The organism is Microbacterium sp. 67-17, assembly GCF_001898325.1.
GTDB classification, from domain to species: domain Bacteria; phylum Actinomycetota; class Actinomycetes; order Actinomycetales; family Microbacteriaceae; genus Microbacterium; species Microbacterium schleiferi.
This window is the reverse complement of sequence record NZ_MKTR01000010.1, coordinates 1-24,963: the sequence shown is the minus strand read 5'-3', so window position 1 is coordinate 24,963 and position 24,963 is coordinate 1. Positions and strand designations below refer to the sequence as shown.

Sequence of the window (24,963 nt, the reverse complement as noted above, 5' to 3'; positions counted from 1 at the left end):
AACAGGCCGTGCCGCTCACGATCGGGCAGGCCCGTCCACTGACTCCGGACGCCCTCACCGGTGCAATCCCGACGGCCGGTCCCGCGCGCCCGCGGTGGTGGACGGCGCGATAACGCTGCACCCGAGCGCCCCGCCGAGACGATCCGGCGGGGCGCTCCCGTGTCCACCCCCCGGCCCGTCAAATGTCCGACCCCCCCTACTACTGTTGTGTGTGTCAGATACACAACATGGCGCGAGCCGTTAGGCGCGGGCGGCGTGTGCCGGCATGCCGGACCGCCCCACCAGGGGCGAACGGCCGGCTTCGCCGACGCGATGACGCGCCGGCCGCGAGCGGGCGGATTTGCTCAGCGCGCCTGGAGGAGGCGCGCTTTCAGACGCTCTCCCCGCGCCTGGCGTTGGCTCTCCAGATCTCCCAGGCCCTCGTGAGCTGCCCGTTGTTGGATTCCGCGGCCGCGGCGCCCTCTTCTGCGGTGAGGGCGGTGTAGCCGCCGAGCTGACCGGCCGTCACCTGTGCTCGGGCGTTGAGGTCCGCGTAGACCGCGCGGGCGACCGCCTGCGGGATCGAGTCGCCCACGGCGACGAATCCGTGTCCTCGCATGAGTGCGACCGCCGCGCCCCCGAGGGTCGCAGCAAGGTCCGCGCCGAGCGAACCGCTGCGGATCAGCAGGTCGCTGGAGGACCCGACGCTGTCACGGATCTCGAAGACCGGGACCGCTTCGCCGAGGAAGCCCGCCATGTGCCACACCGCCTGCAGAGGCGTCCTGGAGATGCTGAAGGGCACCATCGACGCGGAGTGGCTGTGGACAACGGCCTGGACATCGGCGCGTGCCCGGTAGATCTCGCCGTGGATGAATCGTTCGAGATAGCTCGGTCTGTCGTCCGCGGTCGTCCCGTCCAATCCGATCACCTGAATGTCGTCGGGCGTGACGAGGCCGGGGGCCAGGTTTCTGGAGATGAGGAACCTGCTCGGGTCGTCGGGGTCACGGACGCTCACGTGGCCGAAAGCATCGAGGATGCCGTGGCGGACGAGAATGCGATTCGCATCGACGAGATCCTCTCGAACCCCTAGTCGATCACCAGTTGACATCCTTCATCGCTCCCTACTGCAGACGTACGTGTCGCTGTCAGCCCGAACACGCGGCTCACTCACCGTATACGGCGCTGTCACTCCTGCTCGACATCTCACGCGAACGCCTGCCCGAAGACCCGGACATCGCCCATCGCAGACGCGACCTGGATCAGCGTCGGCCCATCCTCGGCGAACGCGGCGGCGAACGCGCTCTCGAGCTCCTCCGGGTTGGACGCCCGCCAAGACTTCAGTCCCAGGCTTCGGGCGTACGATGCGTGGTCGATCGGGGGCCGGAAGGTCCAGCGCATCGCATCCTCTGCGCCGGGCTCTCCGAGCGAGCTGCCCATCGCTCCCGTCACGGTCGCGACGTCCCGCCAGCCCCCGTTGTCGAGGACGAGGTAGACGACCGGAACGTCGTACGCGGCAGCGGTGTGGATCGCTGTGGAGTTGAACATGAACCCGCCATCGCCGAGGACGGCGATCACTCGACGATCGGGACGAGCCATCTGGATGCCGACCGCCGCCGGCGCGCCCCAACCCTGAGCACTCGCCTTCCCCGAGAGGCCGAAATACGTCCACGGTGCGCCATAGTCGACGAGTGTGTCGATGAAGCCCTCCGCGGATCCGCACTGGTTGACGACGATCGTCTCGGAGCCGCCGAGGCGATGGATGAGGTCCGCGATGTGGGCCGCCGATACCGCGCCATCAGCCTCGCCGAGCAGGCGCGACCGCAAGGCTTCGCGGCCCGCTTCCCAGCGCTCTCTGAGCCCTCGCACCCGCCCGCCCGAGCTCACGGGTACCGCTCCGCCTTCAGCGAGGCGATCGGCGACCGCATCGAGCAGGCGCCCGGGGTGGCTGAGGATGCCGACCTGACCTGCGTACTGCCGGCGCAGAGCGAGCGGGTCCACGGTGACCTGCACCACGAGGCTGTCACCGAAATCCGGCAGGGGCATCGCCAGCCCCTCGGTGAGCTCGGCGCCGAGGAGGACGACGACGTCTGCGCCCTCCAGTGCAGGGCTCGATGCGGTCAGCTTGCCGACGTACCTCGGATTGGTGTTCGGGAAGGCGAGGTCGGCGCCCTTGATCTCCCCGAGCACGGACGCGTCCACCAGGTCGGAGAGCCTTTCCAGCGCGGCAATCGCACCGTACCGCGCGACCTCTGTCCCCACCACGATGACCGGACTGGCCGCCGTCCTGAGAATCTGGGCGAGACGCTCTACCGCATCCGGATCGAGCGCCTCATGCAGATACTCGGTCACCGGTCCCGGGGTGAACTCGATCTCCTCTTCCAGAAAGTCCATCGGAATGCCGAGGTGCACCGGACCGTAGGGAGGGGTGGAAGCGATCTGGAACGCTCGCTCGAGGAACTCCGGAAGCCGCTCCGCCCGGGGGATCTCAGCCGACCACTTCGTGTACTGCTGTGTCGCCTCTGTGATGGCCCGGGGAACGTTTTCGGCGCCCAGGCATCCCTGCAGGCGGCCTTCGCCTCGACGGGGTTTGCCCGAGGCTGACGGGAACAGCGCCTCCCAGCACCGCCGGCATGGATCGCGCCGCGCTTGCTGCGACGACGTACAGCGCGCAGCGCTGCCCCCCTACGAGAGCAGAACGGTCACGGTCTTCGTCTCGGTGTACGAGATCAGTTCGTCGAGGGACTCCTCGCGGCCGATCCCCGAAGCCTTCACCCCTCCGAACGGCAGTCCCCAGAAGTGCCGGCTGCCACTGTTGACGAGGATGTAGCCGGCCTCGATCTGCCGGGCGACGACGTGGGCGCGCGTGACGTCGCGCGTCCAGATGCTCGAGGTGAGCCCGTACTGGACGCCGTTGGCGATCCGTACGGCCTCCTCGTCGGCGTCGAAGGTGGTGACGGAGAGGACGGGGCCGAAGATCTCGTTCTGCTCGACGAACGACCCGGGGCTGACACCGGTGAGCAGCGTCGGCTCGACGAACCACCCCTCATCGAGGCCGGCGGGACGGCCGCCGCCCGTCGCCACGGTGGCACCCGCCTTCCTGCCTTCGGCGATGGCGCTGATGGACTTCTGGAACTGTGCCTCCGACACGAGCGGGCCCATGTCCACGGACGGGTCCAGCGGGTCTCCCACCCGGATCGCGGCCATGCGCTCGGCGACCCGGCCGATCACTTCGTCGGCCACCGAGGAGTGCACGAGCAGGCGGCTCGTCGAGCCGCAGCTCTGTCCGGCGACCCACGTGAAGTTCATACCCGCGACGGCACCGGCCGCAGCCGCCTCCAAATCGGCGTCGGCGAAGACGATCTGAGCGTTCTTTCCGCCCAGTTCGAGCGACACGTGCTTGACTCCGGTCTCGGCTGCATCCCGCTGGATCGATTGCCCCGTCGCGGTGGACCCGATGAAACCGATCCGGCGGACCTCGGGATGACGCACCAGCGCGCGTCCGGTCACCGCGCCGCGACCGCTGACGGTGATCAACAGATTGTCCGGGAGGATCCCGACCGCGAGCTCGGCCAGGCGCAACGAAGACAGCGGCGTCTGGTCCGGGGCCTTGAGGACCACGGCGTTGCCGGCGACGAGGGGCGCGGCGACCTTCGCCGCCGCGAAGAAGAAGGGATGGTTGAACGCACCGATACGCGCGACCACTCCGTAGGGCACCTGCATGGTGTAGTGGAGGTTCGTGCTCACCGGAATCGTCCGGCCACCGAGGTCGAGCGCCATGTCGGCGAAGATCTCCATGAGTTCCGCCGCCGCGTCCACATCGCCCCTCATCATCGAGAGGGTGAACCCGCCGTCCAGTGCGTCGAGAGTGGCGAGCTCCTCACGGTGCTCTCGGATCGTCGCAGCGAGTTGCCGGATCACGGCGGCCCGGGCTCGGGGCGGCATCGCGCCCCAGGCCGGCTGCGCAGCCTGCGCCGCCGCCACCGCGCGCCCGACCTCCTCCTCGGAGAGGTCGGGGGCGGAGGTCAGGGGACGCCCGGTCGTGGGGTTCTCGACCTCGTAGCGCGCGGCACTGGCCCACGGCTTGCCATCGAGAGTGACGGTCCATTCCCGGTCTGCGACATCGGTCGACGGGCTCATCATTGACTCCTCGTTTCCAGCAGAAGCGGTTTCTGTGTTCCAGAGGAGCATGCCCACCCTCTGGGACGGGAGGATGGTCCTCGCAGCCGCGACGCATCGCCTCCTCCTCCGAGCGCGGCCGCGAAGGCCTTCCTCGGGCCCACTTGACGTAAGGCGCGCGTGTGTGGCAGAATCAATTTCTGCACATCAGAAACTATGCCTCGGCCTGCTTCGACGTGCGACGTCGGAGCGGTGTCGAAGCATTACACTACGGATAGGCGCGACGATGAGCACTTCCAGCATGACGATCTACGACGAGATCCGTCGCGGAATGATACCGGCGTACATCTACAACGACGCGGAGATCTTCGCGCGCGAACGAAAGAACCTTTTCAGCCGCGCCTGGCTGTTCGTGGGCCACGAGTCCGAGATTCCTCAGGCCGGCGACTACGTCGTCCGGCGAATACTCGACGACTCGTTCATCATCGTCCGCGACGAGAAGGGTGAGATCCGCGCCCACTTCAACATGTGCCTGCATCGCGGCATGCAGGTCTGCCGGGCCGAGATGGGGAACGCCTCGCACTTCCGCTGCCCGTACCACGGGTGGTCCTACCGCAACGACGGACGCATCGTCGGACTCCCCTTCCACGAGGAGGCCTACGGCGGCGAGGCCGGGTTCAGCCGAAAGGGCGCACGGCTCCTGCCGGCGCCGAACCTCGGTATGTACAACGGCCTGATCTTCATCAGCATGGACCCGGATGCGCCGAGCCTCGAGGACTACATCGGCGACTTCAAGTTCTATCTCGACTACTACACCCGGCAGAGCCCCAGCGGCATCGAGCTCCGGGGCCCGCAGCGGTGGCGCGTCAAGGCGAACTGGAAGATCGGCGCCGAGAACTTCGCCGGCGACATGTACCACACGCCCCAGACGCACACCTCGGTCGTCGAGATCGGGCTGTTCCGCGAGCCGAAGGCCGAGAAGCGCAAGGACGGCAACACATACTGGGCCGGCAACGGAGGCGGCACGACCTACAAGCTCCCGCCGGGCACGCTCGAGGAGCGGCTGCGGTACGTCGGCTACCCGGACGAGATGGTCGAGCGGATGAAGGCGACCTGGTCTCAGGAGCAGCTCGATGTCATCGGCCGCGACGGGTTCATGATCTCCGCGGCCTCGCTCTTCCCGAACATGTCCTTCGTCCACAACTGGCCCAAGGTCGAGGAGGGTTCGGACGAGGACGTGCTCCCGTTCATCTCCATCCGGACGTGGCTTCCGATCAGCGAGGACGAGACCGAGGTGTACTCCTGGTTCGCGGTCGACGCTGAGGCTCCGGAGGAGTTCAAGGCACTGTCGTACAAGGCCTACCTGATGTGCTTCGGGTCGACGGGCATGTTCGAGCAGGACGACGTGGAGAACTGGGTCTCGCTCACGAACACGGCGAAGGGATCAATGGCGCGGCGCCTGCTCCTGAACAGCCGCATGGGCATCCTCAAGGATGGATCGCCGGTCGTCGAGCCGCTCGGCCCCGACCAGTTCGCCGGCCCCGGCGTCGCGCACGTGGGCTACGGCGAGTACAACCAGCGCCATCTGCTCCACCGCTGGGCGGACTACCTGGAGTCGGAGTACGAGGGCGTCGACTTCCGTGCCCTGTCGATCGGCGGCGAGCCGCCACTGGATGTCGAGCCCCGACCTGCGGGCATCACGAACAATGGTCAGAAGGTGGTCCGATGATCGAGGAGACCGGCAAGGCAGTTTCCGAAGTCTCCCGGCTTCGCAAGTCGTCAACCCTCGCCGACCGGGTGGGCTCGTCCCTGCCCTTCACGAGCGAGCTGCACGCCACGATCCATCGCTGGCTCGTCGAAGAGGCCTACACTCTCGACCAGCAGCGGTATGAGAGCTGGCTGGACATGCTGACGGAAGACATCCACTACGTCATGCCCGTCCGCGTGACCACCGCACTCGGCACGCCCTTCAGCACGTCCCCCGGGATGGCGCACTGGGACGAGAACAAGTACTCGCTCAGCCGGCGCGTCGCACGGTTCCTTACCGAGCATGCCTGGACCGAGGACCCTCCGTCCCGGCTGCGTCACTTCGTGACCAACGTGCGGGTGTTCGAGACCGACGTGCCCGGCGAGGTGCTCGCCGACTCCGCGATGCTGCTGTTCCGCAGCCGAGGAGACGTGAACGAGCCGTCGATCATCTCCGCCCACCGGGAGGATGTGTTCCGTGACGTCGGAGGCGAGTACAAGCTCGCGCGCCGCGTCATCCTCGTCGACGAGTCGGTGCTGCGCACCCAGAACCTGGCGATCTTCCTGTGACCCTGGAGTGGGAAGGCGCCGACGTCGATCGGGCCGCCGCGATCGCCGCCGCCGAGGAGCGCGCACGTTTGGTCGCGCGCACCGTCGGCGAGCCGCTCACGATCGCCAACGAGTTCTCTGAGATCACGGTGAGCCGGGTCGAGACCCGCAACGGGACGCGTCTGCTCATCGACTCTCCGAAATCCGGACAATGGATCGCACTCGACCCGCTCGAGCTGGAGGCGCTCACCTGGCAGACCGTCCAGACGTTCTCAGCGATGATCGGGTCGCCGTACGCGCCCATGTTCCCCGACCCCGACCCATCATCAACGAGGAATGACCATGGCCACGGTGAAGGCTGACCTCTCCCTCTGCCAGGGCTACGCGAACTGCGTCGTGGCCGCGGGAGACTACTTCGACATCGACGACGACGGCAAGGTCGTGCTCTTGCAGCTCGAGGTGCCGGACGCGGAGCGCACTCGCGTCGGGGAAGCCGCCCGAAGCTGCCCGGTCTCGGCGCTGTCTGTCGAGGGTTGAGCCGATTCGCATGTCTCACGTCGTCGTCGTCGGTGCTTCCGTCGCCGGAGTCAAGCTCGTACAGAATCTTCGTTCGGAGGGGTTCACCGGCGCGATCACGCTGGTGGACCAGGAGAGCCATCCCCTCTACGACCGTCCCCCGCTGTCGAAGAAGTACCTCAGCGGCGCCGCATCCGACCCGGAGATCGCGCTGACGACGGCGGAAGCGCTCGAAGGCCTGCGGGTCGAGACCCGTTTCGGCGTCGCCGCGACCGAGCTGGATCCTGCCGGCAAGACGCTGACGCTCGCCGACGGCAGCGAGCTGACCTACGACATCCTCGTCATCGCGACGGGTGCCCGAGCTCGCCGAACCCCGTGGGCTTCCACTCCCGGCGTCCACGTGCTGCGTACCCGCGCCGATGCCGACGAGCTGCGCAAGGAGCTCGTTCCGGGCCGCCACCTCGCGGTGGTCGGCGCCGGATTCATCGGCGCCGAGGCGGCCGCCACAGCGCTTGCGGCCGGTGTCAAGGTCACCATCATCGAACCGATCGGTGCTCCGATGGGCCGGGCGATGAATATGGAAGTGGGCGGTATCTTCGCGGAGAAGTACCGCAGGGAGGGTGCTGAGCTACGCTTCGGCGTCTCCGTCGAGAACGTCGAGCGCACGGGTGACCGCGTCCAGGTCACGCTCACCGATGGCGCGACGCTGGATGTCGACGCTGTCCTGCTCGGTATCGGAGCGGTCGTCAACACGGAGTGGCTCGAGTCGTCGGGCCTCGCGCTGGATAACGGTGTCGTCTGCGAAGGCACGCTTGCCGCCGTCGGCGTCTCCCACGTGTATGCGATCGGCGACGTGGCACGATTCATGAACCGACGGCATCCCGACCCGATCCGGTTGGAGCACTGGACGAGCGCGACGGATCAGGCGCTGATTGTCGCGCATAACATCGCTCACCCGGATGACCTGCGCAGCTACGACCCGACGGAGTATGTGTGGAGCGACCAGTACGACTGGAAGATCCAGATCGTCGGGCATACCGGATCTGATCACTGGACGATGGTGGGCGACCCTGCGCAGGACCGCTTCGCCGTCGTGTACGGCGAGAGCCAAGGGCAGGCCGAAGGTGCCGTCATCGTGAACTGGCCGCGTGCCCTCGTCGACGCCCGCCGCTCGGTCGCCTCGCGAGCGAAGGCGGACGAGCTGATACATCGGCTGCGCGCCCTCCTCGAGCCCTCGAGCACGGCTCCGGCGAAGGCGGCCGCCCGATGAGAGCTGACGACACCACCCTCCCCCTCCTGCACGGTCACCGCATCCCGCGAATCGGGGTGGGCACGTGGCCACTCACGGGAGACGAGTGCGCAACGATGGTCGAGAAGGCGGTCGGCTACGGTTACCGCCTGTTCGATACGGCGTACAAGTACGCGAATGAGGAGGCCGTCGGTGCCGGTCTGCGTGCATCGGGCATCCCTCGTGACGAGGTCTTCATCACGAGCAAGTTCAACAAGGAGGACCACAGCGTCGAGGGAGTGCAGCGCGCGTACGACCGATCGCTGAAGACCCTTCGCGTCGACTACCTCGATCTGTTCCTGATCCATTGGCCGGTTCCGGCCCTCGACCGATACGTCGAAGCGTGGAAGGGTCTGGTGAGACTGCTCGAAGAGGGACGAGTGAAGGCGATCGGCGTCTCCAACTTCAAGTCTCACCACCTTCAGCGCGTCGTCGACGCGACCGGTGTCGTCCCCGACGTCGATCAGATCCAGCTCAGCGTCGACATCGCCCGTGTCGAACAGCGCAGCTTCCAGCGCGCTCACGGCATCCTGACCGAGGCGTGGAGCCCGCTCGGACGCGGAGGAGCCCTGCTGTCCGATCCCGCGGTGACCGCGATCGCGTCGAAGTATGACAAGTCGCCCGCACAGGTCCTACTGCGCTGGCACATCGAGGAAGGGATCGTTCCCGTCCCGCGCGCCGGCGATGAGAAGCATCTCGCGCAGAACATCGACGTCTTCGATTTCACGCTCAGCTCGGAGGATATGGCGACGCTGAGTGGGCTGGATCAAGGCGAAGAAGCCGCCCGCGACCCGGACGATCCGGCCAACGGGCACTGAGGCCCACGGCGGCGGGTCGGTCGCTCCCGCAGCCACGCTCATCAGCGGCGTGTTCGCGTGCGCAGCGCATCCATGGGCGCTACGACGACCCGGGCCGGTTCACCCCAACAGTTCGGCGAGGCGGATCGCGGCGTCCTGCAGTGACCGCGCTAGGGACTTGACCTTGCCCGGCGGTAACCGCTGCACGGGCGCGGAGGCGTTGATCGCCAGTCGCAGTCCCGACGAGACGTGGACCGGGACCGCGACGCTCGCCACGCCGTCCTCGCTTTCCTGCCGATTCACGGCATAACCGTCCAGTCGTGTCCGAACCAGTTCGGCGACGAGTTCGTCTCGGGAACGTATGGAGTTCGGTGTGACGATCTCGAGCTGCTCGTCCGGGTACAGCCGGAAGAGCTGCTCGTCGCTCAGCTCGGCAAGCAGCGCCTTGCCGGTCGAGGTGCAATGCGCCGGCAGGGTCTTGCCCAGTCTCGAAACCACGCGCACGGCCACATCGGGCTCGGCAACGGCGAGGAATCGGACATGGTTGCCCTCGAGCGTGCCCAGGTGGCAGGTCTCACCGAGGGCGGCGCTGAGGTCCTCGAGGATCGGCTGCGCCAGTCTCGGGACATCCATCCTGCGCAGCACCGAGAAGGCCACCGTCGTCAGCGCCGGGCCAGGGCCGTAAGCCTTGGTCACCGGGTTCTGCCGCACGAAGCCGCGCCATGCCAGCATCGCGAGAAGTCGGTGCGCGGTCGAGGTCGCCACCCCGAGGAGGGCACCGGCGTCCGTGAGCCGCAGCTCGTGCTCCTCACCCAGCAGCAGGATCAGCTTCAGCGCGTTGTCGACCGACTCGATCGGATACTGGGGTGGATCGCCCGGCGACCCGAGCTGTCGATTCTGCACGGCAGAAAGCTTACTTGCAACGTGGGCGCGCTCCTCCTGCACCGCGCGCTCCGATGCCGACCCGACAGGCGGGAGGATCGTCTCCGCGGTGCCACTGCAGCCCGTGCCACCCCACGCCGCCCGCGTGGCTCCCTGTGACGGCCCCGACGGCCCAGGCGCTCTACGGTCGGAGCAGGACCTTCAGGCTGCTGGACGCGTCGCGGGACTGCTCGAAGGCGGCGGCGGCATCGTCGAAGGCGAACTCGTGGGTCGCCAGCGGCGACAGATCGATCCCCTGGGCGTCGGACGCCTGACGATCGACTCGAGGACGGCCTCGTACTCGCGATGAGCGATGGCGAACGACTGCGGGTGCCACAACTGATAGATGTGTAAGCAGCGTTCCGGGTAGGAGTCCACTACCCGCCCCAACGGGATGTCTGCACGCGCGACGCAGCAGCGGAGGAACGCGTGGTGCGCCACCAGCCAGGCGTCCATGTCACCGACTGCCAGCGCCGCATCCATTAGCGTCCCGTACTCGCGCGAAGCGCCGATCTCGGAGCGCAGCATCCGTCCACCGTCCGGCGCGCGCCTAAGGACTCCAGCTGAAGCCGGACACCGTAGAGCTGGTCGACCTCTTCTACGTCCGGGTGATACACCGTCGCTCGGCGATGGTATCGGCCTCGTTTGAGCCTTTCTTCCCGCAGCAAGCGAAACGCCTCGTGCAAATGACCTCCCCGTCGATCCAGGTCTTTCAACTTTCCATCCTGCGTGAGGCGGCAGTGGCGGTGACACTCCACTGCTCGGAAGAGCACTATTTCGCGCTATTGATCCGGACCCCGATGGTCGGAAGCTGTTCAGTGCCGCGTCATCGGCGCAATACGCTGGGAGACGGGGCTTCCTCTGCCCCGGGAGGACACCATGCAACCAGATAACCTCACGGTCACGGCTCGGGTGGCGCGCACAGCCGTCCCCGGGCGGCTGGACGATCTCACCGAGTGGGCGCATGGTTTCACCGGCCGGGCCCAGTCGTTCCCCGGCTACCGGGAGTCGAAGGTCCGAGTCTCGGAACGGCACCGGCGCCAGGTTGTCGTCGAGATCACGTTCGCTTCCCCCCATGACCTCATCCGGTGGGAGGACAGTAAGGAGCGGCAGGCGCACCTGCAACAGGCCGTGCCGCTCACGATCGGGCAGGCCCGTCCACTGACTCCGGACGCCCTCACCGGTGCAATCCCGACGGCCGGTCCCGCGCGCCCGCGGTGGTGGACGGCGATTTTAGTGTGGATCGCGCTGGTACCGCCTGCCATGTTCAACGCCTACTTCATCGCTCCGCTCCTGACCGGCCTGCCGCCGTACCTCCAGATCCTATGTACGACGCCACTGACCGTCGCGTGCGTCATCTGGGTGATGTTGCCTCTATTGCACGCGCTCGAGGAGAGCATCCGCCACTGGCTCGCGTGGCGGCGCGGGCGCTGAGCGTCTGCCCCATTAGGCGCTGTCGCGGCGGGCAAAGCCCTCTCCGCTCCCTCTTGTCAATCTTGCCTACCTTGGTGAGGGGCATGTCGTCGACGGCGATCAGCCGCTCGGGGTGCTTATGCTTAGCCACCCCGGCGGACTCCATGGCGGCGCGGATCCGTTCGAGCCCGAGCGGGCCGCCCTCCTTGAGACTCACGTAGACGCATACCCGCTCGCTGAACACGGGGTCGAGCATCGCGACGGCGGCCGCTAGATCGAAGCTGTCATAGCGGTAGACGAGGTCCTCCACCTCTTCGCACGAAATCTTCTCGCTGCCTCGGTTGATCATGTCGAGATGTAGCCATCCTCGGTGAAGGACCGCGCGTTCGTCTCAGGTGCGCGGTAGCATCCGCGCGGGGTGTAGCGGATCGGTTTCCTGCTCGAGCATAGATCGACGGCTCATCAGATGCCTCCAGAGTTCTTTTCGTCGGTTATGTCGGTGTGGTGATCAGCGGCGGCGCTGGCGCTTGCCGCCCCAGAACGCGCGGACTGCCATGGTGATCGCTTCGTCTTTGGTGAGGCGATCACCACGGGCCGCGGCTTCGTCGCGTGCCTGGTTGATGTACTCGAAGACGTCCGGAGGTAGTCGGAAGGTCGCGGGGTGTTTTTCGATGCGCTGGACATTGTACGGGCCGCGCTTCTTGCCGGTGCGGGGCGACGTGTCACACCCCAATCAGGGCGGCTTCGACGTCGTCATCGGCAACCCACCCTACGTCAACCGGCGCGAGCTCAGCTACCGCATCACCGGCTTCGAGACAGACAACGTCGACGACATCTACGCCTCCTGCTGCGAGCGCTCGGCGCAGATCACGCGCCCGGATGGCCGGCTCAGCCTGATCGTTCCCATCCGCAGCCAGTTCGCCGATCGCGACGAGTCACTGCGGAAGTTCTACGAGCGGCGGTTCGATGCGATCTGGGTGAGCACCTTCCAGGAACGCCCGGCTGCCCTGTTCCAGGTGAAGGTGCGCAGCACGATCATCACCGCCGCCGGGTATGGCAGCGTCTCCGAGCTGCACACGACGCTCACCCACAGCTGGATCGAGGCGTTCCGTCCGCATCTGATGGCGACACTGCGGTATTCGCTTCGGCCCGCCGGCTCGCGGACCCCGAACTGGATGCGCGCCAGCAGCGACGCGATGTTCGAGCTGATCGACACGCTGCTTGCGAAGGGCACGATCTCCTCGACGCCGCTTGTCCGTGTGAGCGACTACTCCGTCGGTTTCAAGAAGACCGCCACGTACTTCCTGAGCACGTACACGGTGCCGCCGGTCACCTACGACAAGACCACGCACGCCACGGTGCCCCTCAACGAGGGGAAGCTGTTCGTTCAGAACCGGAAGGACCAGCTCGCGGCCAGCGCGATCGCGGCGTCGCGGCTGGCGTTCCTGTGGTGGACGTTCACGGGCGACTGCTTCAACGTCACCAAGGGCACGATGTCGCAGATCCCATTCTCCCCGCACGCTTACGGGCAGGACACGTTCGATGCTCTGGTGGAGCTCGGCGAGAGGATCGAGGAGGCGCTGCCGGCCGTGCGCTCCTGGGATCTCAACTCCGGGAAGTACGTGGGCGGGTACGCGATCCCCGAACTGCGTCATCTCACCGGTCAGGCCGACGAGATCATGCTGGAGGCGATCGGCCGCATCGATCTGCTGCCGGAGATCCAGTACGCCCACGCCCGGATGTACAAGAGCACCGGGATTTCCGCGACGACACTGCGAAAGTTGCCGTTCGAGGTCGAGGTGTGACGCGCGACATCCGCACGGGTCCTTTGCCCTCGAGCGACTGCGATCGTTCGTCCGGGTCAGGATCCTCTGAGTGATGGATATGACAGGTAGGCGCTACCGGATGAGTTGACCCATCTCCCAGTCGCCGAGAGGGATCGTCCGACAAGTTCTGTCAGCGGTCCAAGCGGGACGGTGGCGGTCAGGTTGATCATCGCCGCACAGCATAGAACGCGTTCTCGAACTCGATGGGCGGGACGACACACCGACAGCGGTGGGGTGCCTACCCTTCTCAGGCGGAGTCACGGAGCGAGGTGACAAGCTCCGCGGGGAGGGCAAAGACCTTCTCGAGCAACGGGAGAAGGTCCCGGACTGCCTCGAGGTGCTGCTCTTCGGTCAGATCGTCGATCGCCGGAGGCTCGTCGCCAGTCCAGCCGATCGCTTCCGCCACGATCGTCAGGGACCAGGAGTCCCACCTGAGCCGCCCCTCGGATCGCAGCTGCTCCCGGAACTGACCGAGCACGCCCACGGGCTGAAACGCATTGCGATCGCGCGCGAGCTCGTCGCGAACGTACAACATCGCCGTTTCGAAACCGAGCAGGAACGTGTGCACTCGCTCGAACGTGACGGGCTGCCCGATATACATTCCGGATCGCTTCACGAATGCCTCGGCGATCGAGTAGACCGGCAACTCGGCCGGCCCGTTAGTTTCACTCATCTCGACTTCCCTGCCAGCAGCTCAGGAGACGGTCATTACCCGCGGCGCCGTTTGCGGCCCCAGTAGGCGCGAAGCGCAACGGTGACGATCTCGTCCTTGGTGAGGCGGTCGCCGCGGCTGGCTGCATCCTGCTTGGCCCAGTCCATCAGTTCAAGCGCGTCGTCGGGGAGACGGATCGAGACGGGCTTCTTCTGGACGTAGACGACGTTGTAGGGCCCCCGCTTCTTCTTCGCCGGCGGTGGCGTCTCCGCCTCGGCCGACTCAGGAGGCGTCGCGCTCGCCGCTGCCGGCTTCTGGCTTGCGCGAGGTGCGCGTGCGGGTGCTTCGGACGTCGCTGCCTGGTCGACGTCGCTGGTGACTTCCTCAGCGGGGGGCGCGGCCTTGCGTGCGCGGGGCTTCGCTGCAGCTGTGGGCTTCTTCGGGGCGGCCATGGTCACTGACCACCTCCTCGGTTTCCACGGCGGCGAGCGCGGCGCTCCTCGATGCGCCGCTTCTCTTCCATGCTGATGAGCTCCGCCGGCGACAGCGAGCGGGGGCGGCGAGTGCGGCCGCGCTCGGCCTGCCTCTGGTACTCGGTCGTCTTGGCCGTGCTGACGACGTTGAGGGTGACGCCGGTGATGGTGTCGCGGCTGGTGTCGAGGTTCACGTATCGGTTCTTCGACTCTTCGCGGAACCAGCCGAGGGCGTCGCCGCCGTTCTCGTGGATGCGCTTGAGCATCGTCGAGGCGTTGTACGAGTTGACCTCCATCACGCGGCCGTTGGAGAAGGTCAGGTGGGCGGTGATCTGCTTCTGCTTGTCGTGGGACTGGCCCTTGGCGGCGTTGCGGACCTGCTTGATCAGTTCGGCGTTCGCCTGCTCGCGGCCCTTCGCGGTGCGGCCCTTGGGGATGCGCATCTCGATGTACCGGTCGCCCCCGGTGGCGTATGCCACGTCGACGCGCAGCCGACCACCCTGGCGACCCTCAACGTAGGTGCCGCTGAGGTCTTCGGGGATGACGGGCTTGGCGCCGGCCTTGCCTCGCACGGGGGCGATCGAGCCGTCCTTGCGCCGGCGCCGCGGCGGGACGTGGGTGAGGCGTCCGGTGTCAGCGAGCTCCTGGAGCGCCTGGCGGTAGAGGGCGCCGCTGGTTTCGCCGTTGAGGATCTTGCGGACCATTCGAGGCGAGCGGTGCAGCTCCTCGGCGATCTCGGCCGTGCTGATGCCCTTGCGCCGCAGATCGCGGATGAGGTCTTGGGCGGTGCGCTGCTGGTCAGCCATCAGCCCTTCTCCTCTGCCTGCTCGAGCGCCTTGGCGATGCCGGCCCGCTCGGCACGTGCTTTCAGCGCGTCACGCTGCCGCAGCGTCTCCGGCGTGATGAAGGATCCGTTGAGGTAGCCCTGCAGGCGCAGGCGCCCGGTCTTGCCGTCGTCGCCGCCGCCGATGAACCGGTCCGGCAGGGACCACGCCGGCAGCTTGGTCGTGTAGATCGCATCACCCTGGATGCCGATGAGCGTCGAGGGGTCGACCGTGAGAGCACCGGAGGTGTAGCCGCCGAGGGAGCTGGGGCCGTGGAGGACGCGAGCGCGTGCGCGACCCCAGACCTGGGCGGCGAGCTCCGGGTGGTAGAAGCTTCGGGTGCGGTCGTTCGGGCGCGACGGGATGCGATAGATCCAGAGGTTGCCCTGTCGCAGCATCTTGGCCCTGTACTCGGGCGGGACGTCATCGGGCGACGCGGCGACGCGGGTCTCGTCGCGGCCCGCGGCGGCGAATGCACCGATCGAGTGCAGCATGATGTTCCGCAGCGCGGCGAGCACAGCGCGGCGCAGGTCCGGGTGCATCTCGTCCTGCAGCTGGACTCGCTCGCGGGCGCGCGTCATGCGCTCGGTGAAGGTGTCTAGAGGCTTGGCCTTGCGGAACACCACGGCCTCGTGAGGGCGGATCTCCCACCCGTGCTTGAGGGCGACGTGGATCTCGCTGCCGTCGGCCCAGGTGTCGTGCACCGCTCCGGGCCGGTTCGGATAGAACCAGCCTTCGCGAACGTCCAGGTGCTTCACACCGAGCAGGCCAACGTGGTTCCAGCCCTGAGGGACGCGGAACCGCACGTGGAAGCGGGCGCGCGCGTAGGGGTCTTGCTCGAGCAGCTCGTACGCGGCGGCCTGGTTCAGCCGGATCGCGGGGCCGATACCGAGCTCGCGCCCGACGCCGGCGAACATGAACCGGCCGTCGACGTAGGCGAACTCGCTGATCTTCTTCGTCTTGGCCGGGTCGATCAGCGGGACGCAGTCCTCGTGCTTGGCGAACGACTCCCCCGCGACCAGGTGGTCGTAGTGGTGCAGGCCCGAGGTGAAGTGGATCTCCTGGGCGATGTCGTCTTCGACCGGCACGGGGTTGATGTTCTTCGGCAGCGACAGCGCCCACAGGTTCGTTCCGGTGGCGGCAGGGCTGTTGAACAGGCGCGCGTTCTCGTCGGCGTGGCGAATGATCGACGCGGTGACGTTCCAGGCCAGACGAGCCTGGGCAGGGGTCAGCGGCCCGTCGCCGAACCACTCCTCCGCGGTGCGGACTTCGATCTTGAAGCCGGTGACCGCGTGCTCGAACCGACCGGTGGGCGGGCCGTTGTTGACCCAGTGGGCTCCGGGCTTCCAGTTCGGGGTCTGGACGTACAGCCAGTGCCGCACGCCAGGCGCAGGCTCGGGGCGCTTCCCGGTCAGCATGATGCGGTTAGCGCCGTACGAGGCAGCCGTGTCGAGCAGGTCCGTCAGGTTGGGGTTCTTGCGGCGCTCGCCGATGACGGGGCGAACGGGCGTGCCGGCGTCGGTGACGCCTTGCCCGGTGGTCTGGTCGACCCAGATCGTGGGCACGTCCTTCGGCGTCCACGGCTTGGGTCGGTAGTTCAGCTCGTCCATCTCACCCCCTCATTCGTCAGGTTATATTAGTCAAGAGTGCTTGAAAATTGCAATCAGATTTCGCAGTCGACGGGCGCTCCATGAAGGTCTGGCGGGGTCGCTAGGACGCGAGGCGGCCGCCGTAAGAGCGCCCGCGTCCGTGGTAGGACTTCTGCGCCTTCCGCAGCCCTTCCTCGGTCATCCCCAGCAGGAGGGCGATCTCTCGCTGGGTCAGCTCGGCCGCGCGCGCCTCGTCGACGACTTTGCCGCGGCGTTCGCGCAGCTCGTCCGCTTGCGCGAGCTGCTGGCCGATGCGACGGAGCTCCTCACGGATGGCGTCCGCGTCCTTGTTAGCCATGCGCCCCAGCATCCCCAACCAAGTTGGGTCTGGTTGCCGCGGCGCGCCGTAACCGCGAAAGTGGTTATATTCATCCAGCTGAGAGGAGCGCTGATGACCGGACGGCACCTCACCACGGCGGACGTCGCCGAGAAGCTCGGCGTGTCCGTCGTCGCGGTCTACAAGATGCGCTCCATCAGCAACAAGCTGCGCAGAGCCGGCCAGGAGGGTCCTCTGCTCCCCGAGCCGGTTGCCATAGAAGGCAACTCCCCGCTCTACGACGAGGCCGCGATCGACGCATTCGCGCAGGAGCGCGCGCGCAGGGCGCCCTCGCAGCGCGGCCGCCGGCCGCGACTGATGCCGGGACTGGCGCGCGATGCGGCTTTCGCGGAGCGGTTGCGGGCGGCGATCGCGGACGGGGCGGGGGCGCCCGAGGTTCCCACGCAGGCGGCTCTGATCGACCTGCTCGGCTTGAACGTCGTCACGTTCGGTGAGCGGATGCGAGGGCGCACCCGCTGGACCGACGCCGAGCTCGAGGTGATCAGGCGCACCCTCGGTGTCGACACGACGGATGCGAACGAGGTCGTAGACCGCGCTCGCGCGGCCAAGCGTCAGGCGCGCGCGGCGAGATCCCACGCGGGTTCGTAGCGGCTTCACGACATGCTCCCGCTCTCGTCGCTGGCTTGCTGGGCAGCGCAGGTTGAGAGCGTGTCCACGAGCGCACCGCGGTCGGCTTCGTCGACCGCGAGGTGCCAGGTGTCGACGATCTCCGTGTAGCGGGCGACGTAGGTGCACACGTAGTCGGCGTTCGATGGCAGCCACAGGGCTGGCCCGTGGTCGTTCTTGGCCGCATTCGTGTTGCCATCGACGGCGACGATGTTGTCGAACGAGTTGGCGAACTGAATGCGCTGCTGCTCGGTCCACGCCCACGCGCCCCCGGCGTGCGCCGCCGAAAGGCTGACGATGTGGTCGATCTGGACGCCGGAGCTTCCCGGGGCTCCAGGGGCGGCGATCCGGTCGTGCTCGAACTCAATGCGTGTGCCCGTGTACGGATCGGGGTCGAGCACGCCGGAGAGCACCGTGCAACCGTCACGGACGACGTCCTGCAGCTGGACGGCGAGGAGATCGTCTCGCTGATCGCAGCCGTTTCCCTCGATGTCGATCCAGCGCTCGCCGAACGTGGCGCGGCGATACTCGGGAATCTCCTCGGTGGGATCGATCAGCGGCAGCTCCTGCGCGACTGCGGCGAGCGCGGTGTAGTCGTAGGTCGGGTCCGGGGCGGGTGCCTGCGGGCGCGTCCATGTGTCGATCCAGGAGGTGATGCCCAGCTGGTGGGCGCCGAAGCCGAGCGCGAGAGCTGCGACCGCGGCGAGGGCTGTGCTGGCGCGGCGGGTGCGTCGGTTCATCTGCGCTCCTTTGCCTGTGCGGTGTCGGCTTGGTCGAGCAGCAGTATGGTTCGGGCGATCTGGGTGCGTGCCTCGTCGATGACCTCGAGGGTTTCGTCGTCGGCGTCGAGCTCTGAGAGTGCGTGGCTCTGGCGGCGGAGCTGGTCGCCGAGGTGGAACATGCCGGCACTGAGGAGGACCTCGGCGAGCGCGGCCGCGCGGGCGCCTTGGTGGTCGGCGCTGACGGCGAGGTCGTCGATGATCTCGATGAGGGTTGCGCGGGATCCCATCGTTGGGTCTTCTCCTGGAGTGAGCTCGCGGAGCGCTTCACGGTTGAGCAGCGTCTGGAAGAGCCTGTGCATCCGTTGGGTGAGGGGGCGGCCGTCGCGGCGGGTGCAGTTGAGCGCGAACTCGCGGAAGCTCCATCGGACGGTGACGGGTGTGCCGGTCTGGATGGTCATGGCTTCCTGGAGGCGCACGGCGATGTCGGTCATCAGTGCTCCTCGGTTCGGCCCAGGTGGGGGATCTGCTTGAGGTGGGCGCCGCGGCCGTTGCCGAGCTGGGGGGAGATCGCGCAGCTGGGCAGGTGCAGTCTCGCGTTCGGCCCGTGGCCTGCTGCCGCGTGGGGTGTGGGCTGCCGCGTTGGCCGGGTGTGCCGGGCGCCTCGCTGAGTCAGCGGGAGGGGGTTGAAGCGCAGCGACAGGGCCCAGCGATGGCCGCCGAGCGCGCGGACGACCCGCAGCCACTCTCCCTCTTTGGTGGAGTCGATGGTGAAGGTGTTCGGCTGGTCAGACATCTGCGGCTTCTTTCGGTGCGAAGGGGCTGTTCTTGGCGTCGCGGAGCATCTGCCGGGTGATCGGCTCGGTCTCCTCGAGCGAGGCGAGCGAGAAGTAGTGGCGGCGGGCGCGGGCCGCTTCGGTGCAGGTGAGCAGCTGGCGGTTGCCGTGGTTCGGGCATCCTCCCTTGCTGCGGCATCCGGCCAGGTAGCCGGCGGTGGTGCCGTGCAGGGCGGCTTCGAGGATGTCGAGCGTCTTGCTCATCAGGCGGCCTGCCGGAGTCCGAGGTCGTCACGGTCGCGGTCGATGGTGCGGACGTCGACGCCGAGCAGGTCGCTGAGCTGGGTGAGGCTGAGTCCGCGTTCGGTCCCGCGTCGGGTGGCTTCGAGGCGCTCGTCTCGGGTGAGGCGGACGTTCTGGCCGGCGAGAGCGAGCTCGATCGCGATCTCGTCGAGCAGGGGTTCCTGCCCGGCTGTGGGCGGTGCCGGGTCGGTGTCGATGTCGTCCCAGGCCAGCGGCGGCAGCCAGCCGTGCCGGCGTGCGACCGTGAGTGCGTAGGAGCGGCCGACCCGCTGCGCTCGGGTGTGGGTGGGGGGCTGCTGGTCCCAGAGCTCGTCGTAGAGCGCGGCGATGTCGTCGTGGACACGGATGTCCACGTAGGCGCCTTCGAGTGCCTTGTTGACCTTCCAGCGCGGGTAGCCGAGTCGGCGTGCGATCTCGTGGTGGTTCCATCCGATCGCGGCCAGAGCCTGGAGGCGCCGGCGGGTGCCGCGGCCGTTGACTCGGCCCTGCGCGGCGAGAGTGCTGCTGTCGGGGGTGACTGCGAGGAGTTTGCGGGCGGTGGCGCCGGTGACGAACCGTGCCGTCTCGCTGTTGAGCAGGCGACGGACCGTGGCGCCGCCGACGCCGGCGCTGATGGCGATCCGTTCGGGGATCATCCCGGTGTCGACCAGTGCCTGCAGGTGCTGCCGGATCGGCTCGATGGGTTGGTGCGCGTCCTGGTATCGCCCGTAGGCCAGGAGACGGTAGCGGTCGCGGCGGCGGCGCGCGTTGCCGTCCATGCAGGCGCGGCACCCGCAGAGGTGGACGACGTAGCAGGTGGAGGTCAGCCCGTGCTTGTGGTCCGGCGGGCAGGTGTGGGTCCGCATCTTCTCCTCCTCACAGATGGTTATATTCCCGAATATAACCCGTTCCCGAGGGTTTGGAACCCCCTCACTGCTAAGGGGTGGCCCCAGAGGCTCGAAGTCGACAATCTGAACGAGCTACAACGTTTGTTGCGGTTTCTCGCTACACTGTGCGCATGGCAGGATCAACTTTCGCTCGTCTGGGCGAGCTCGCGTCACAGCGTTGGGGCCTGGTGACCACCGCCCAGGCGCTCGAGGCTGGCGTGGCGCGCCCGACCCTGACGCGCCTCGCCAACAGCGGCGCGCTCATCCGCGTCGCGCGCGGCGTCTACCGCCTCGCCGGCGCGCCAGAGCACGAGCAGGAGGCGATCCTCGCGACCTGGCTCGCCCTCGGCGGCGCCGACCGTCCCCGCACAGACACCGGCGTCCCGCCCGTCGTCGCCGCAGGCCAGACGGCCGCGCAGCTGCATGGCATCGGCGACTGGTTCCCCGGGCCACTCGAGTTCGTCGTTCCCACCCGCCGCGGTACCCGCCTGGACGGGGTGCGGCTCCGCACCCGCGAGCTCGCGCCCACCGAGGTGGTCTCCGTCGACGGGATGCCGACCATGAGCGTCGAGCGCACGATCGCCGACCTGATCGAGCAGTGGGTCGACCGCTCCCTCGTCGCCGATGCGCTCGCCGACGCCGCGGACGCGGGAAAGCTGCTCTCCCCCGCCCGCCTGACCGAGTATCTGGAGCCGCTGGCCAAGCCCAACAAGTACCCCTCGGGTGCCGCGCTCGCGGCTGATCTGCTCGCTCTTGCGGGCGTCGACGCGGTGGTGCCGGCCGATGCCTGAGCCCGACGGCTACAAAGACTGGACGGGGCTTGCGCAGGCGATCAAGGCGGCCGCGACGAAGGCAGCCGGTGACGGCGCGAGCGCGCTGGATGTGAATGCGCAGATCGTGCAGGCACAGCACGATCGTTTCCTCAGCCGGGTCTTTGCGGAGGGGGAAGAGTCCGAGTGGCTGCTCAAGGGCGGCACGGCGATGCTCGCCCGGGTGCCGAAGTCACGGTCGACGAAAGACCTGGATCTGGCCTCGACCGGCGCCGCCGATCTGGATGCCGCGCAGCAGGCGCTCGAGCAGGCAGCCGCGCGTGATCTCGGCGACCATGTGCGGTTCCAGCTCACCCGTGCCCGTGCGACCGGGCGAGGAGAGAACCAGCCGGGTGTCGCGACCCGGCGCCTGGTGTTCACATGTCTGGACGCGAACACCGGCCGGAGGATCTCCGACATCCCCATCGACGTGGTCGTCGGCCCTCCCCCGGTCGGCCGCGTCGAGACGATCGAGCCGTCGACGCGGCTGCAGCTGGGGCGGCCGGTCCCGTCGCACCCCTACCGGCTGTTCCCGATCTCCGATCAGGTCGCGGAGAAGGTCACTGCGACGATGAGCACCTACAACGGCCGCCCCAGCAGCCGCGCGAAAGACCTGGTGGACATCGTCACCATTGCACGCACGCAGCGCGTCGACCTGCGCGAGCTGCAGATGGCCATCGACGCGAAGCGTGCACTGTCAAAGCTCGACTCGTTCACTACGTTCACGGTCCCGGACGGTTGGGACGGTCCCTACCGGGTGCTCGCGGCCGGCACGCCCTCAGCCGGCGGGATCACCGATCTGGGTGAGGCCGTGGCTCTCGCGCGTCAGCTGATCGATCCCGCGCTCGCCGACGCGCCCGTGCAACCGGGGACGGTCTGGGTCCCTGGCTCAGGCTGGACACAGAACCCTCCGCCGCCGGAGCCGGGCGGCAGCGGATCCCCTTCGGGGGAGGTCCACGTGCGCGCGCACGTGCGCTCCGGTTATCCCGTCACGGAGCACTGGCGCGCAGCGCGCGGCTCAGCCCAGGAGTGACCGCGTCAGTGCGCCGCGTCGTACGCCTCGAGGATGGACGCGGGAACCCTGCCGCGATCGCTGACCTGGTGTCCGTTCTGACTGGCCCATTCACGCACCGTGTTGAGATCGGCCCGTCCGCCCCGCGACGTCCTCGCCGGACGCCGGGTGGCTGCGCCGATGCGGCGCGCGCTCTTGGCCCAGGCCTCGAACTCGAGATCGATCTCGAGTTGCTTTCCGTCGATCGCGAAGGTCGCGGGATCGAGCCGCTCGCCAGGTCGCGCACACCACCGCGAAGGGCGGCGTCATCGCGATGACGAAGTCGCTCGCTGCGGAGGGCGCCCGCTACGGCGTCCGCGCGAACTCGATCTCGCCTGGCTTCGTCAGCACCCCGGCGACGGACAAGGCGGTGGATGCGGAGGGCAAGGCCTGGCAGGTCGGCAACGCGCTCATTCAACGCCCCGGCACGGGCGAGGACATCGCGTACATGCCGCTCTACCTGGCCTCCGACGAGTCCTCTTGGGTGACCGGACAGAACTACAGCGTCGACGGCGGCGCGACCGCCGGGTGGCGGAACGACAGCGAGACGGACCGACTGGCCGCGAAGAACGGCTGACACGCGGGTCGCGGCGCGACCGGTGACGGACGTGAGGCACGGTGTCAGCTGACACCGTGCCTCCCGTCCGTCGTGGCCACCTCGTCTAAATCGCGAGGTACCCGCCGTCGACGGCGAACTGCGCGCCGGTCGCGAAGGCGGCCGCGTCGGAACCGAGCCACGCGACCATCTCGGCGATGTCGTGCGGCGTGCCGAGTCGGCCGATCGGGTGCTTCGTCAGCAGCGCGTCCTTGAAGCCGGGGTAGGTCTCCTCCAGCGCGTCTATCATTGGCGTCTGGATCACCCCGGGCAGCACTGCGTTCACGCGGATGCCTTTGTCGGAGTACTCCACCGCGGCGGCTCGGGTGAGGCCGATGACGCCGTGCTTCGACGTGACGTAGGCGGACTGGTGGGCGATGGCGACCTGCCCGAGGGACGAGGCGGTGTTGATGATGGATCCGCCGCCCTGCGCCAGCATCTGCGGGATCTCGGCCTGCACGCCGGTTCAATATTCCGCACAGAGGAAGTTGGCCCCACGGCGTTACTGCAGTCAATCGTTCTGTTGCGCAAGCCCCCGCAGGTAAGCACGTGCGTCGTCGAGGCTGACGACATCGCCGTACTTCGCGTCGATGTCAAAGAGGCTGGCCAGGTGCGGAAGGGCTGCCCGGTCGCCGACTGCCTCTTCGACGACGATGGTGTGGAAGCCGTAGGAGCAGGCGTCAACCGCCGAGGCGCGCACGCACCCACTGGTGGTGCAGCCGACGATGATGATGGTGTCGACACCCCGTGAGATCAAGCGTGCGGCGAGATCAGTTCCGAAGAAGCAGGATGCGTACTTCTTCACCAGGGTCATCTCGTGGGGCAGCTGGCCCAGCCTGCTGTCGACCTCCACCCATTCGCTGCCCTCCACCAACAGGTGGTTGGACGGGATCTTCTTGATCCAGAGCCCCGCCTCCTGCAATTCGGTGTCGTACGCGACCGTCGAGAAGAAGATGGGGATCTCGAGTTCACGGGCGGGGACGAGTAAGGCATTGGTGGCGGCCAGCTGTGACTCCAGTTCGCCTGACAGGGGCGAACGGCTGTCCGTGAATCCGGTGATCAAGTCGACGATCAGCAGCGCCGGCTTCTCGCCGTAGCCGATCCGGCCGCCCAATCCCTTGGCCTTGAACTCGTCGCGCAGCCGTGCGTACTCATCGATCAGCTCCGTATTCGTCACGAATCGGCTCTCCTGTTCCCCGTCGACTGATAGTGCGCCGCGATGGCATCGCTCGTCGTCACCCAGACACCATCGTGAGACGTGATGTGCTCGAGGGCCCGATCAAGGTAGCGGTGGCGGAACGGCTGGCCGACGATGAACGGGTGCAACGGCAGCGACATGACGCGACCCGAGTGCTCGGAGTCTGAATAGAGCTGATCGAACTGGTCGATCACCGCTTCCAGGAACTGCGGGCCGGTATAGCTCTTACTCACGAACATCGTCACATCGTTGAGTTCTATCGTGTAGGGAACGCTGAACATCCCGTCGACGTTCAGCGGATACGGCTGATCGTCGTTCGTCCAGTCCAGGACGTAGTCATACCCCAGCTCCCGAAGGATCCGCGGCGTCTCGAACGTCTCTGTGAGCGCCGGGCCAAGCCAGCCCCGCGGCCGTACTCCGGTGGCGGAGGCGATTGTATCCGTCACGTCTTGAAGGTAGGCGCGCTCCGTGTCAGCACCCATTCCAGCTTGGAAGGTGGAATTGTCGCGGCCATGCGCGAGCCACGCCCAGCCGCGTTGCCGGCCTGCCTCGAGAATCTGGGGGTAGTGCCGACAAACGTCGGAGTTGAGAAGCACACTTGCGGGCACTCCATGTCGGTCGAGGCTCTCGATCATCCGCCACAGGCCTACCCGCGGACCGTAATCGCGCCAGCCGTAATTGAGTGGATCCGGCTGCAGCATCGCGGTACCGCCGAAGATGCTCGTGGAGGGCTTGTCGATCTGATAGTGCTCGATGTTCAGCCCGACATAGAACGCCACTCGGGCCCCATTCGGCCACGAAATCGTCGGTCGCTCCGTGATCGGGCTGTAATCGAAGCGGAAAGTGTCAAGGCGGGTGAGACAGATTCCGTCAGGCGGTCTGTATGAGGGCCTCCTGTGAGGGCTGGTTGATCCAGGCGGCCTCGGGCAGCTTGGGCGCCTGGGGTCGGCGGTG

32 protein-coding genes are annotated in these 24,963 nt (G+C 67.4%); 13 read left to right on the top strand and 19 right to left on the bottom strand.

From position 1 onward, the window contains the following. Positions 1–370: 370 nt before the first annotated feature. The 3 genes from BGO47_RS03955 to BGO47_RS03945 all read right to left on the bottom strand — a co-directional run bounded on the left by BGO47_RS03955 (position 371) and on the right by BGO47_RS03945 (position 4,116). Positions 371–1,087: a class II aldolase/adducin family protein gene (locus tag BGO47_RS03955; RefSeq protein ID WP_062633823.1), complete on the bottom strand. Its 717-nt coding sequence runs from the start codon at positions 1,085–1,087 to the stop codon at positions 371–373. A gap of 95 nt (positions 1,088–1,182) precedes the next feature. After that, positions 1,183–2,388: a thiamine pyrophosphate-dependent enzyme gene (locus tag BGO47_RS03950; protein WP_062633824.1), complete on the bottom strand. Its 1,206-nt coding sequence runs from the start codon at positions 2,386–2,388 to the stop codon at positions 1,183–1,185. Positions 2,389–2,661: 273 nt separating this feature from the next. Further along, complete coding sequence (locus tag BGO47_RS03945; RefSeq protein WP_062633835.1) at positions 2,662–4,116, bottom strand: aldehyde dehydrogenase family protein; 1,455 nt, start codon at positions 4,114–4,116, stop codon at positions 2,662–2,664. Positions 4,117–4,381: 265 nt separating this feature from the next. On the opposite strand from BGO47_RS03945, the gene BGO47_RS03940 reads away from it, so the two are divergent. The 6 genes from BGO47_RS03940 to BGO47_RS03915 are packed head-to-tail and all read left to right on the top strand — an operon-like array spanning position 4,382 to position 9,012. Beyond that, positions 4,382–5,824: a Rieske 2Fe-2S domain-containing protein gene (locus BGO47_RS03940; protein WP_228164524.1), complete on the top strand. Its 1,443-nt coding sequence runs from the start codon at positions 4,382–4,384 to the stop codon at positions 5,822–5,824. Beyond that, a complete protein-coding gene (locus tag BGO47_RS03935; RefSeq protein ID WP_062633826.1) occupies positions 5,821–6,411 on the top strand; it encodes a 3-phenylpropionate/cinnamic acid dioxygenase subunit beta in 591 nt (196 codons plus the stop codon). Before BGO47_RS03940 ends, BGO47_RS03935 begins: the two co-directional genes overlap by 4 nt. After that, complete coding sequence (locus tag BGO47_RS03930) at positions 6,408–6,752, top strand: hypothetical protein (protein WP_062633828.1); 345 nt, start codon at positions 6,408–6,410, stop codon at positions 6,750–6,752. The genes BGO47_RS03935 and BGO47_RS03930 overlap by 4 nt, the downstream gene beginning before the upstream one ends. Continuing rightward, positions 6,733–6,927 carry a ferredoxin gene (locus BGO47_RS03925; RefSeq protein WP_292708778.1) on the top strand — a complete coding sequence of 65 codons (195 nt, stop codon included), beginning with the start codon at positions 6,733–6,735 and terminating at the stop codon, positions 6,925–6,927. Before BGO47_RS03930 ends, BGO47_RS03925 begins: the two co-directional genes overlap by 20 nt. 10 nt (positions 6,928–6,937) lie before the next feature. Next, positions 6,938–8,176: an FAD-dependent oxidoreductase gene (locus BGO47_RS03920; protein ID WP_062633832.1), complete on the top strand. Its 1,239-nt coding sequence runs from the start codon at positions 6,938–6,940 to the stop codon at positions 8,174–8,176. Beyond that, entirely contained in the window at positions 8,173–9,012 is an 840-nt protein-coding gene (locus tag BGO47_RS03915; RefSeq protein WP_005050739.1) for an aldo/keto reductase, read from the top strand. Before BGO47_RS03920 ends, BGO47_RS03915 begins: the two co-directional genes overlap by 4 nt. Positions 9,013–9,111: 99 nt before the next feature. Here the strand turns inward: BGO47_RS03915 and BGO47_RS03910 are convergent, their stop codons facing one another. Next, a complete protein-coding gene (locus BGO47_RS03910; RefSeq protein ID WP_039712028.1) occupies positions 9,112–9,894 on the bottom strand; it encodes an IclR family transcriptional regulator in 783 nt (260 codons plus the stop codon). A gap of 88 nt (positions 9,895–9,982) precedes the next feature. Between BGO47_RS03910 and BGO47_RS03905 the strand changes: the two genes are divergently transcribed. Then, positions 9,983–10,222 carry a hypothetical protein gene (locus BGO47_RS03905; protein ID WP_194384079.1) on the top strand — a complete coding sequence of 80 codons (240 nt, stop codon included), beginning with the start codon at positions 9,983–9,985 and terminating at the stop codon, positions 10,220–10,222. Positions 10,223–10,791: 569 nt separating this feature from the next. Beyond that, a complete protein-coding gene (locus BGO47_RS03900) occupies positions 10,792–11,346 on the top strand; it encodes a hypothetical protein (RefSeq protein WP_005050743.1) in 555 nt (184 codons plus the stop codon). Here BGO47_RS03900 and BGO47_RS15095 read toward each other — a convergent pair. Then, positions 11,267–11,674 (bottom strand): hypothetical protein, encoded by a 408-nt coding sequence (locus tag BGO47_RS15095; protein WP_005050745.1) that lies wholly within the window; start codon positions 11,672–11,674, stop codon positions 11,267–11,269. The genes BGO47_RS03900 and BGO47_RS15095 overlap by 80 nt on opposite strands. A 322-nt stretch (positions 11,675–11,996) precedes the next feature. Between BGO47_RS15095 and BGO47_RS03895 the strand changes: the two genes are divergently transcribed. Next, positions 11,997–13,130: an SAM-dependent methyltransferase gene (locus tag BGO47_RS03895; RefSeq protein WP_005050747.1), complete on the top strand. Its 1,134-nt coding sequence runs from the start codon at positions 11,997–11,999 to the stop codon at positions 13,128–13,130. 268 nt (positions 13,131–13,398) lie between these two features. On the opposite strand, the gene BGO47_RS03890 is transcribed toward BGO47_RS03895, so the two are convergent. The 5 genes from BGO47_RS03890 to BGO47_RS03870 form a co-directional block, all read right to left on the bottom strand. Continuing rightward, entirely contained in the window at positions 13,399–13,824 is a 426-nt protein-coding gene (locus tag BGO47_RS03890) for a hypothetical protein (RefSeq protein WP_005050749.1), read from the bottom strand. A 35-nt stretch (positions 13,825–13,859) separates the two neighbouring features. After that, the gene (locus BGO47_RS03885; protein ID WP_005050751.1) at positions 13,860–14,261 is read right to left on the bottom strand and encodes a hypothetical protein; all 402 of its coding nucleotides are present in this window, start codon (positions 14,259–14,261) and stop codon (positions 13,860–13,862) included. Continuing rightward, positions 14,258–15,082 (bottom strand): hypothetical protein, encoded by an 825-nt coding sequence (locus tag BGO47_RS03880; RefSeq protein ID WP_047801722.1) that lies wholly within the window; start codon positions 15,080–15,082, stop codon positions 14,258–14,260. Before BGO47_RS03880 ends, BGO47_RS03885 begins: the two co-directional genes overlap by 4 nt. After that, positions 15,082–16,710, bottom strand: a complete 1,629-nt coding sequence (locus BGO47_RS03875) for a hypothetical protein (protein ID WP_005050756.1) — start codon at positions 16,708–16,710, stop codon at positions 15,082–15,084. Before BGO47_RS03875 ends, BGO47_RS03880 begins: the two co-directional genes overlap by 1 nt. Positions 16,711–16,810: 100 nt before the next feature. Next, positions 16,811–17,047, bottom strand: a complete 237-nt coding sequence (locus tag BGO47_RS03870; protein ID WP_043340519.1) for a hypothetical protein — start codon at positions 17,045–17,047, stop codon at positions 16,811–16,813. A 93-nt stretch (positions 17,048–17,140) separates the two neighbouring features. Here BGO47_RS03870 and BGO47_RS03865 point away from each other — a divergent pair, with 93 nt between their 5' ends. Then, the gene (locus BGO47_RS03865) at positions 17,141–17,674 is read left to right on the top strand and encodes a helix-turn-helix domain-containing protein (RefSeq protein WP_005050761.1); all 534 of its coding nucleotides are present in this window, start codon (positions 17,141–17,143) and stop codon (positions 17,672–17,674) included. A gap of 5 nt (positions 17,675–17,679) precedes the next feature. Here BGO47_RS03865 and BGO47_RS03860 read toward each other — a convergent pair whose 3' ends face one another. From BGO47_RS03860 to BGO47_RS03840, 5 genes are read right to left on the bottom strand one after another with little or no spacing between them, the layout of a single operon-like run. Continuing rightward, on the bottom strand, positions 17,680–18,432 hold the full coding sequence (locus BGO47_RS03860; RefSeq protein ID WP_005050763.1) for an HNH endonuclease family protein: 753 nt from the start codon (positions 18,430–18,432) through the stop codon (positions 17,680–17,682). Next, the gene (locus tag BGO47_RS03855) at positions 18,429–18,905 is read right to left on the bottom strand and encodes a hypothetical protein (RefSeq protein ID WP_005050765.1); all 477 of its coding nucleotides are present in this window, start codon (positions 18,903–18,905) and stop codon (positions 18,429–18,431) included. The genes BGO47_RS03860 and BGO47_RS03855 overlap by 4 nt, the downstream gene beginning before the upstream one ends. After that, entirely contained in the window at positions 18,905–19,207 is a 303-nt protein-coding gene (locus BGO47_RS03850; protein ID WP_005050767.1) for a hypothetical protein, read from the bottom strand. Before BGO47_RS03850 ends, BGO47_RS03855 begins: the two co-directional genes overlap by 1 nt. After that, on the bottom strand, positions 19,200–19,451 hold the full coding sequence (locus tag BGO47_RS03845) for a hypothetical protein (RefSeq protein WP_005050769.1): 252 nt from the start codon (positions 19,449–19,451) through the stop codon (positions 19,200–19,202). Before BGO47_RS03845 ends, BGO47_RS03850 begins: the two co-directional genes overlap by 8 nt. After that, on the bottom strand, positions 19,451–20,335 hold the full coding sequence (locus BGO47_RS03840; protein ID WP_005050771.1) for a hypothetical protein: 885 nt from the start codon (positions 20,333–20,335) through the stop codon (positions 19,451–19,453). Before BGO47_RS03840 ends, BGO47_RS03845 begins: the two co-directional genes overlap by 1 nt. Positions 20,336–20,487: 152 nt before the next feature. Here BGO47_RS03840 and BGO47_RS03835 point away from each other — a divergent pair, with 152 nt between their 5' ends. Continuing rightward, positions 20,488–21,147, top strand: coding sequence for a type IV toxin-antitoxin system AbiEi family antitoxin domain-containing protein (locus BGO47_RS03835; RefSeq protein ID WP_005050774.1), 660 nt, complete (start codon positions 20,488–20,490; stop codon positions 21,145–21,147). After that, entirely contained in the window at positions 21,140–22,198 is a 1,059-nt protein-coding gene (locus tag BGO47_RS03830; RefSeq protein ID WP_005050776.1) for a nucleotidyl transferase AbiEii/AbiGii toxin family protein, read from the top strand. The genes BGO47_RS03835 and BGO47_RS03830 overlap by 8 nt, the downstream gene beginning before the upstream one ends. A 5-nt stretch (positions 22,199–22,203) precedes the next feature. Here BGO47_RS03830 and BGO47_RS03825 read toward each other — a convergent pair whose 3' ends face one another. After that, a complete protein-coding gene (locus tag BGO47_RS03825) occupies positions 22,204–22,422 on the bottom strand; it encodes a histone-like nucleoid-structuring protein Lsr2 (RefSeq protein ID WP_082157160.1) in 219 nt (72 codons plus the stop codon). Here BGO47_RS03825 and BGO47_RS03820 point away from each other — a divergent pair. After that, positions 22,350–22,793 (top strand): SDR family oxidoreductase, encoded by a 444-nt coding sequence (locus BGO47_RS03820; protein WP_082157159.1) that lies wholly within the window; start codon positions 22,350–22,352, stop codon positions 22,791–22,793. The genes BGO47_RS03825 and BGO47_RS03820 overlap by 73 nt on opposite strands. An 85-nt stretch (positions 22,794–22,878) precedes the next feature. On the opposite strand, the gene BGO47_RS03815 is transcribed toward BGO47_RS03820, so the two are convergent. Genes BGO47_RS03815 through BGO47_RS03805 form a run of 3 tightly spaced genes read right to left on the bottom strand, consistent with a single transcriptional unit; the run spans position 22,879 to position 24,788 of the window. Further along, entirely contained in the window at positions 22,879–23,271 is a 393-nt protein-coding gene (locus tag BGO47_RS03815) for an SDR family oxidoreductase (RefSeq protein ID WP_005050794.1), read from the bottom strand. A gap of 51 nt (positions 23,272–23,322) precedes the next feature. Continuing rightward, complete coding sequence (locus BGO47_RS03810; RefSeq protein ID WP_005050795.1) at positions 23,323–23,988, bottom strand: N-carbamoylsarcosine amidohydrolase; 666 nt, start codon at positions 23,986–23,988, stop codon at positions 23,323–23,325. Beyond that, entirely contained in the window at positions 23,985–24,788 is an 804-nt protein-coding gene (locus BGO47_RS03805; protein WP_203225534.1) for a polysaccharide deacetylase family protein, read from the bottom strand. Before BGO47_RS03805 ends, BGO47_RS03810 begins: the two co-directional genes overlap by 4 nt. Between the last annotated feature and the right edge of the window lie 175 nt (positions 24,789–24,963).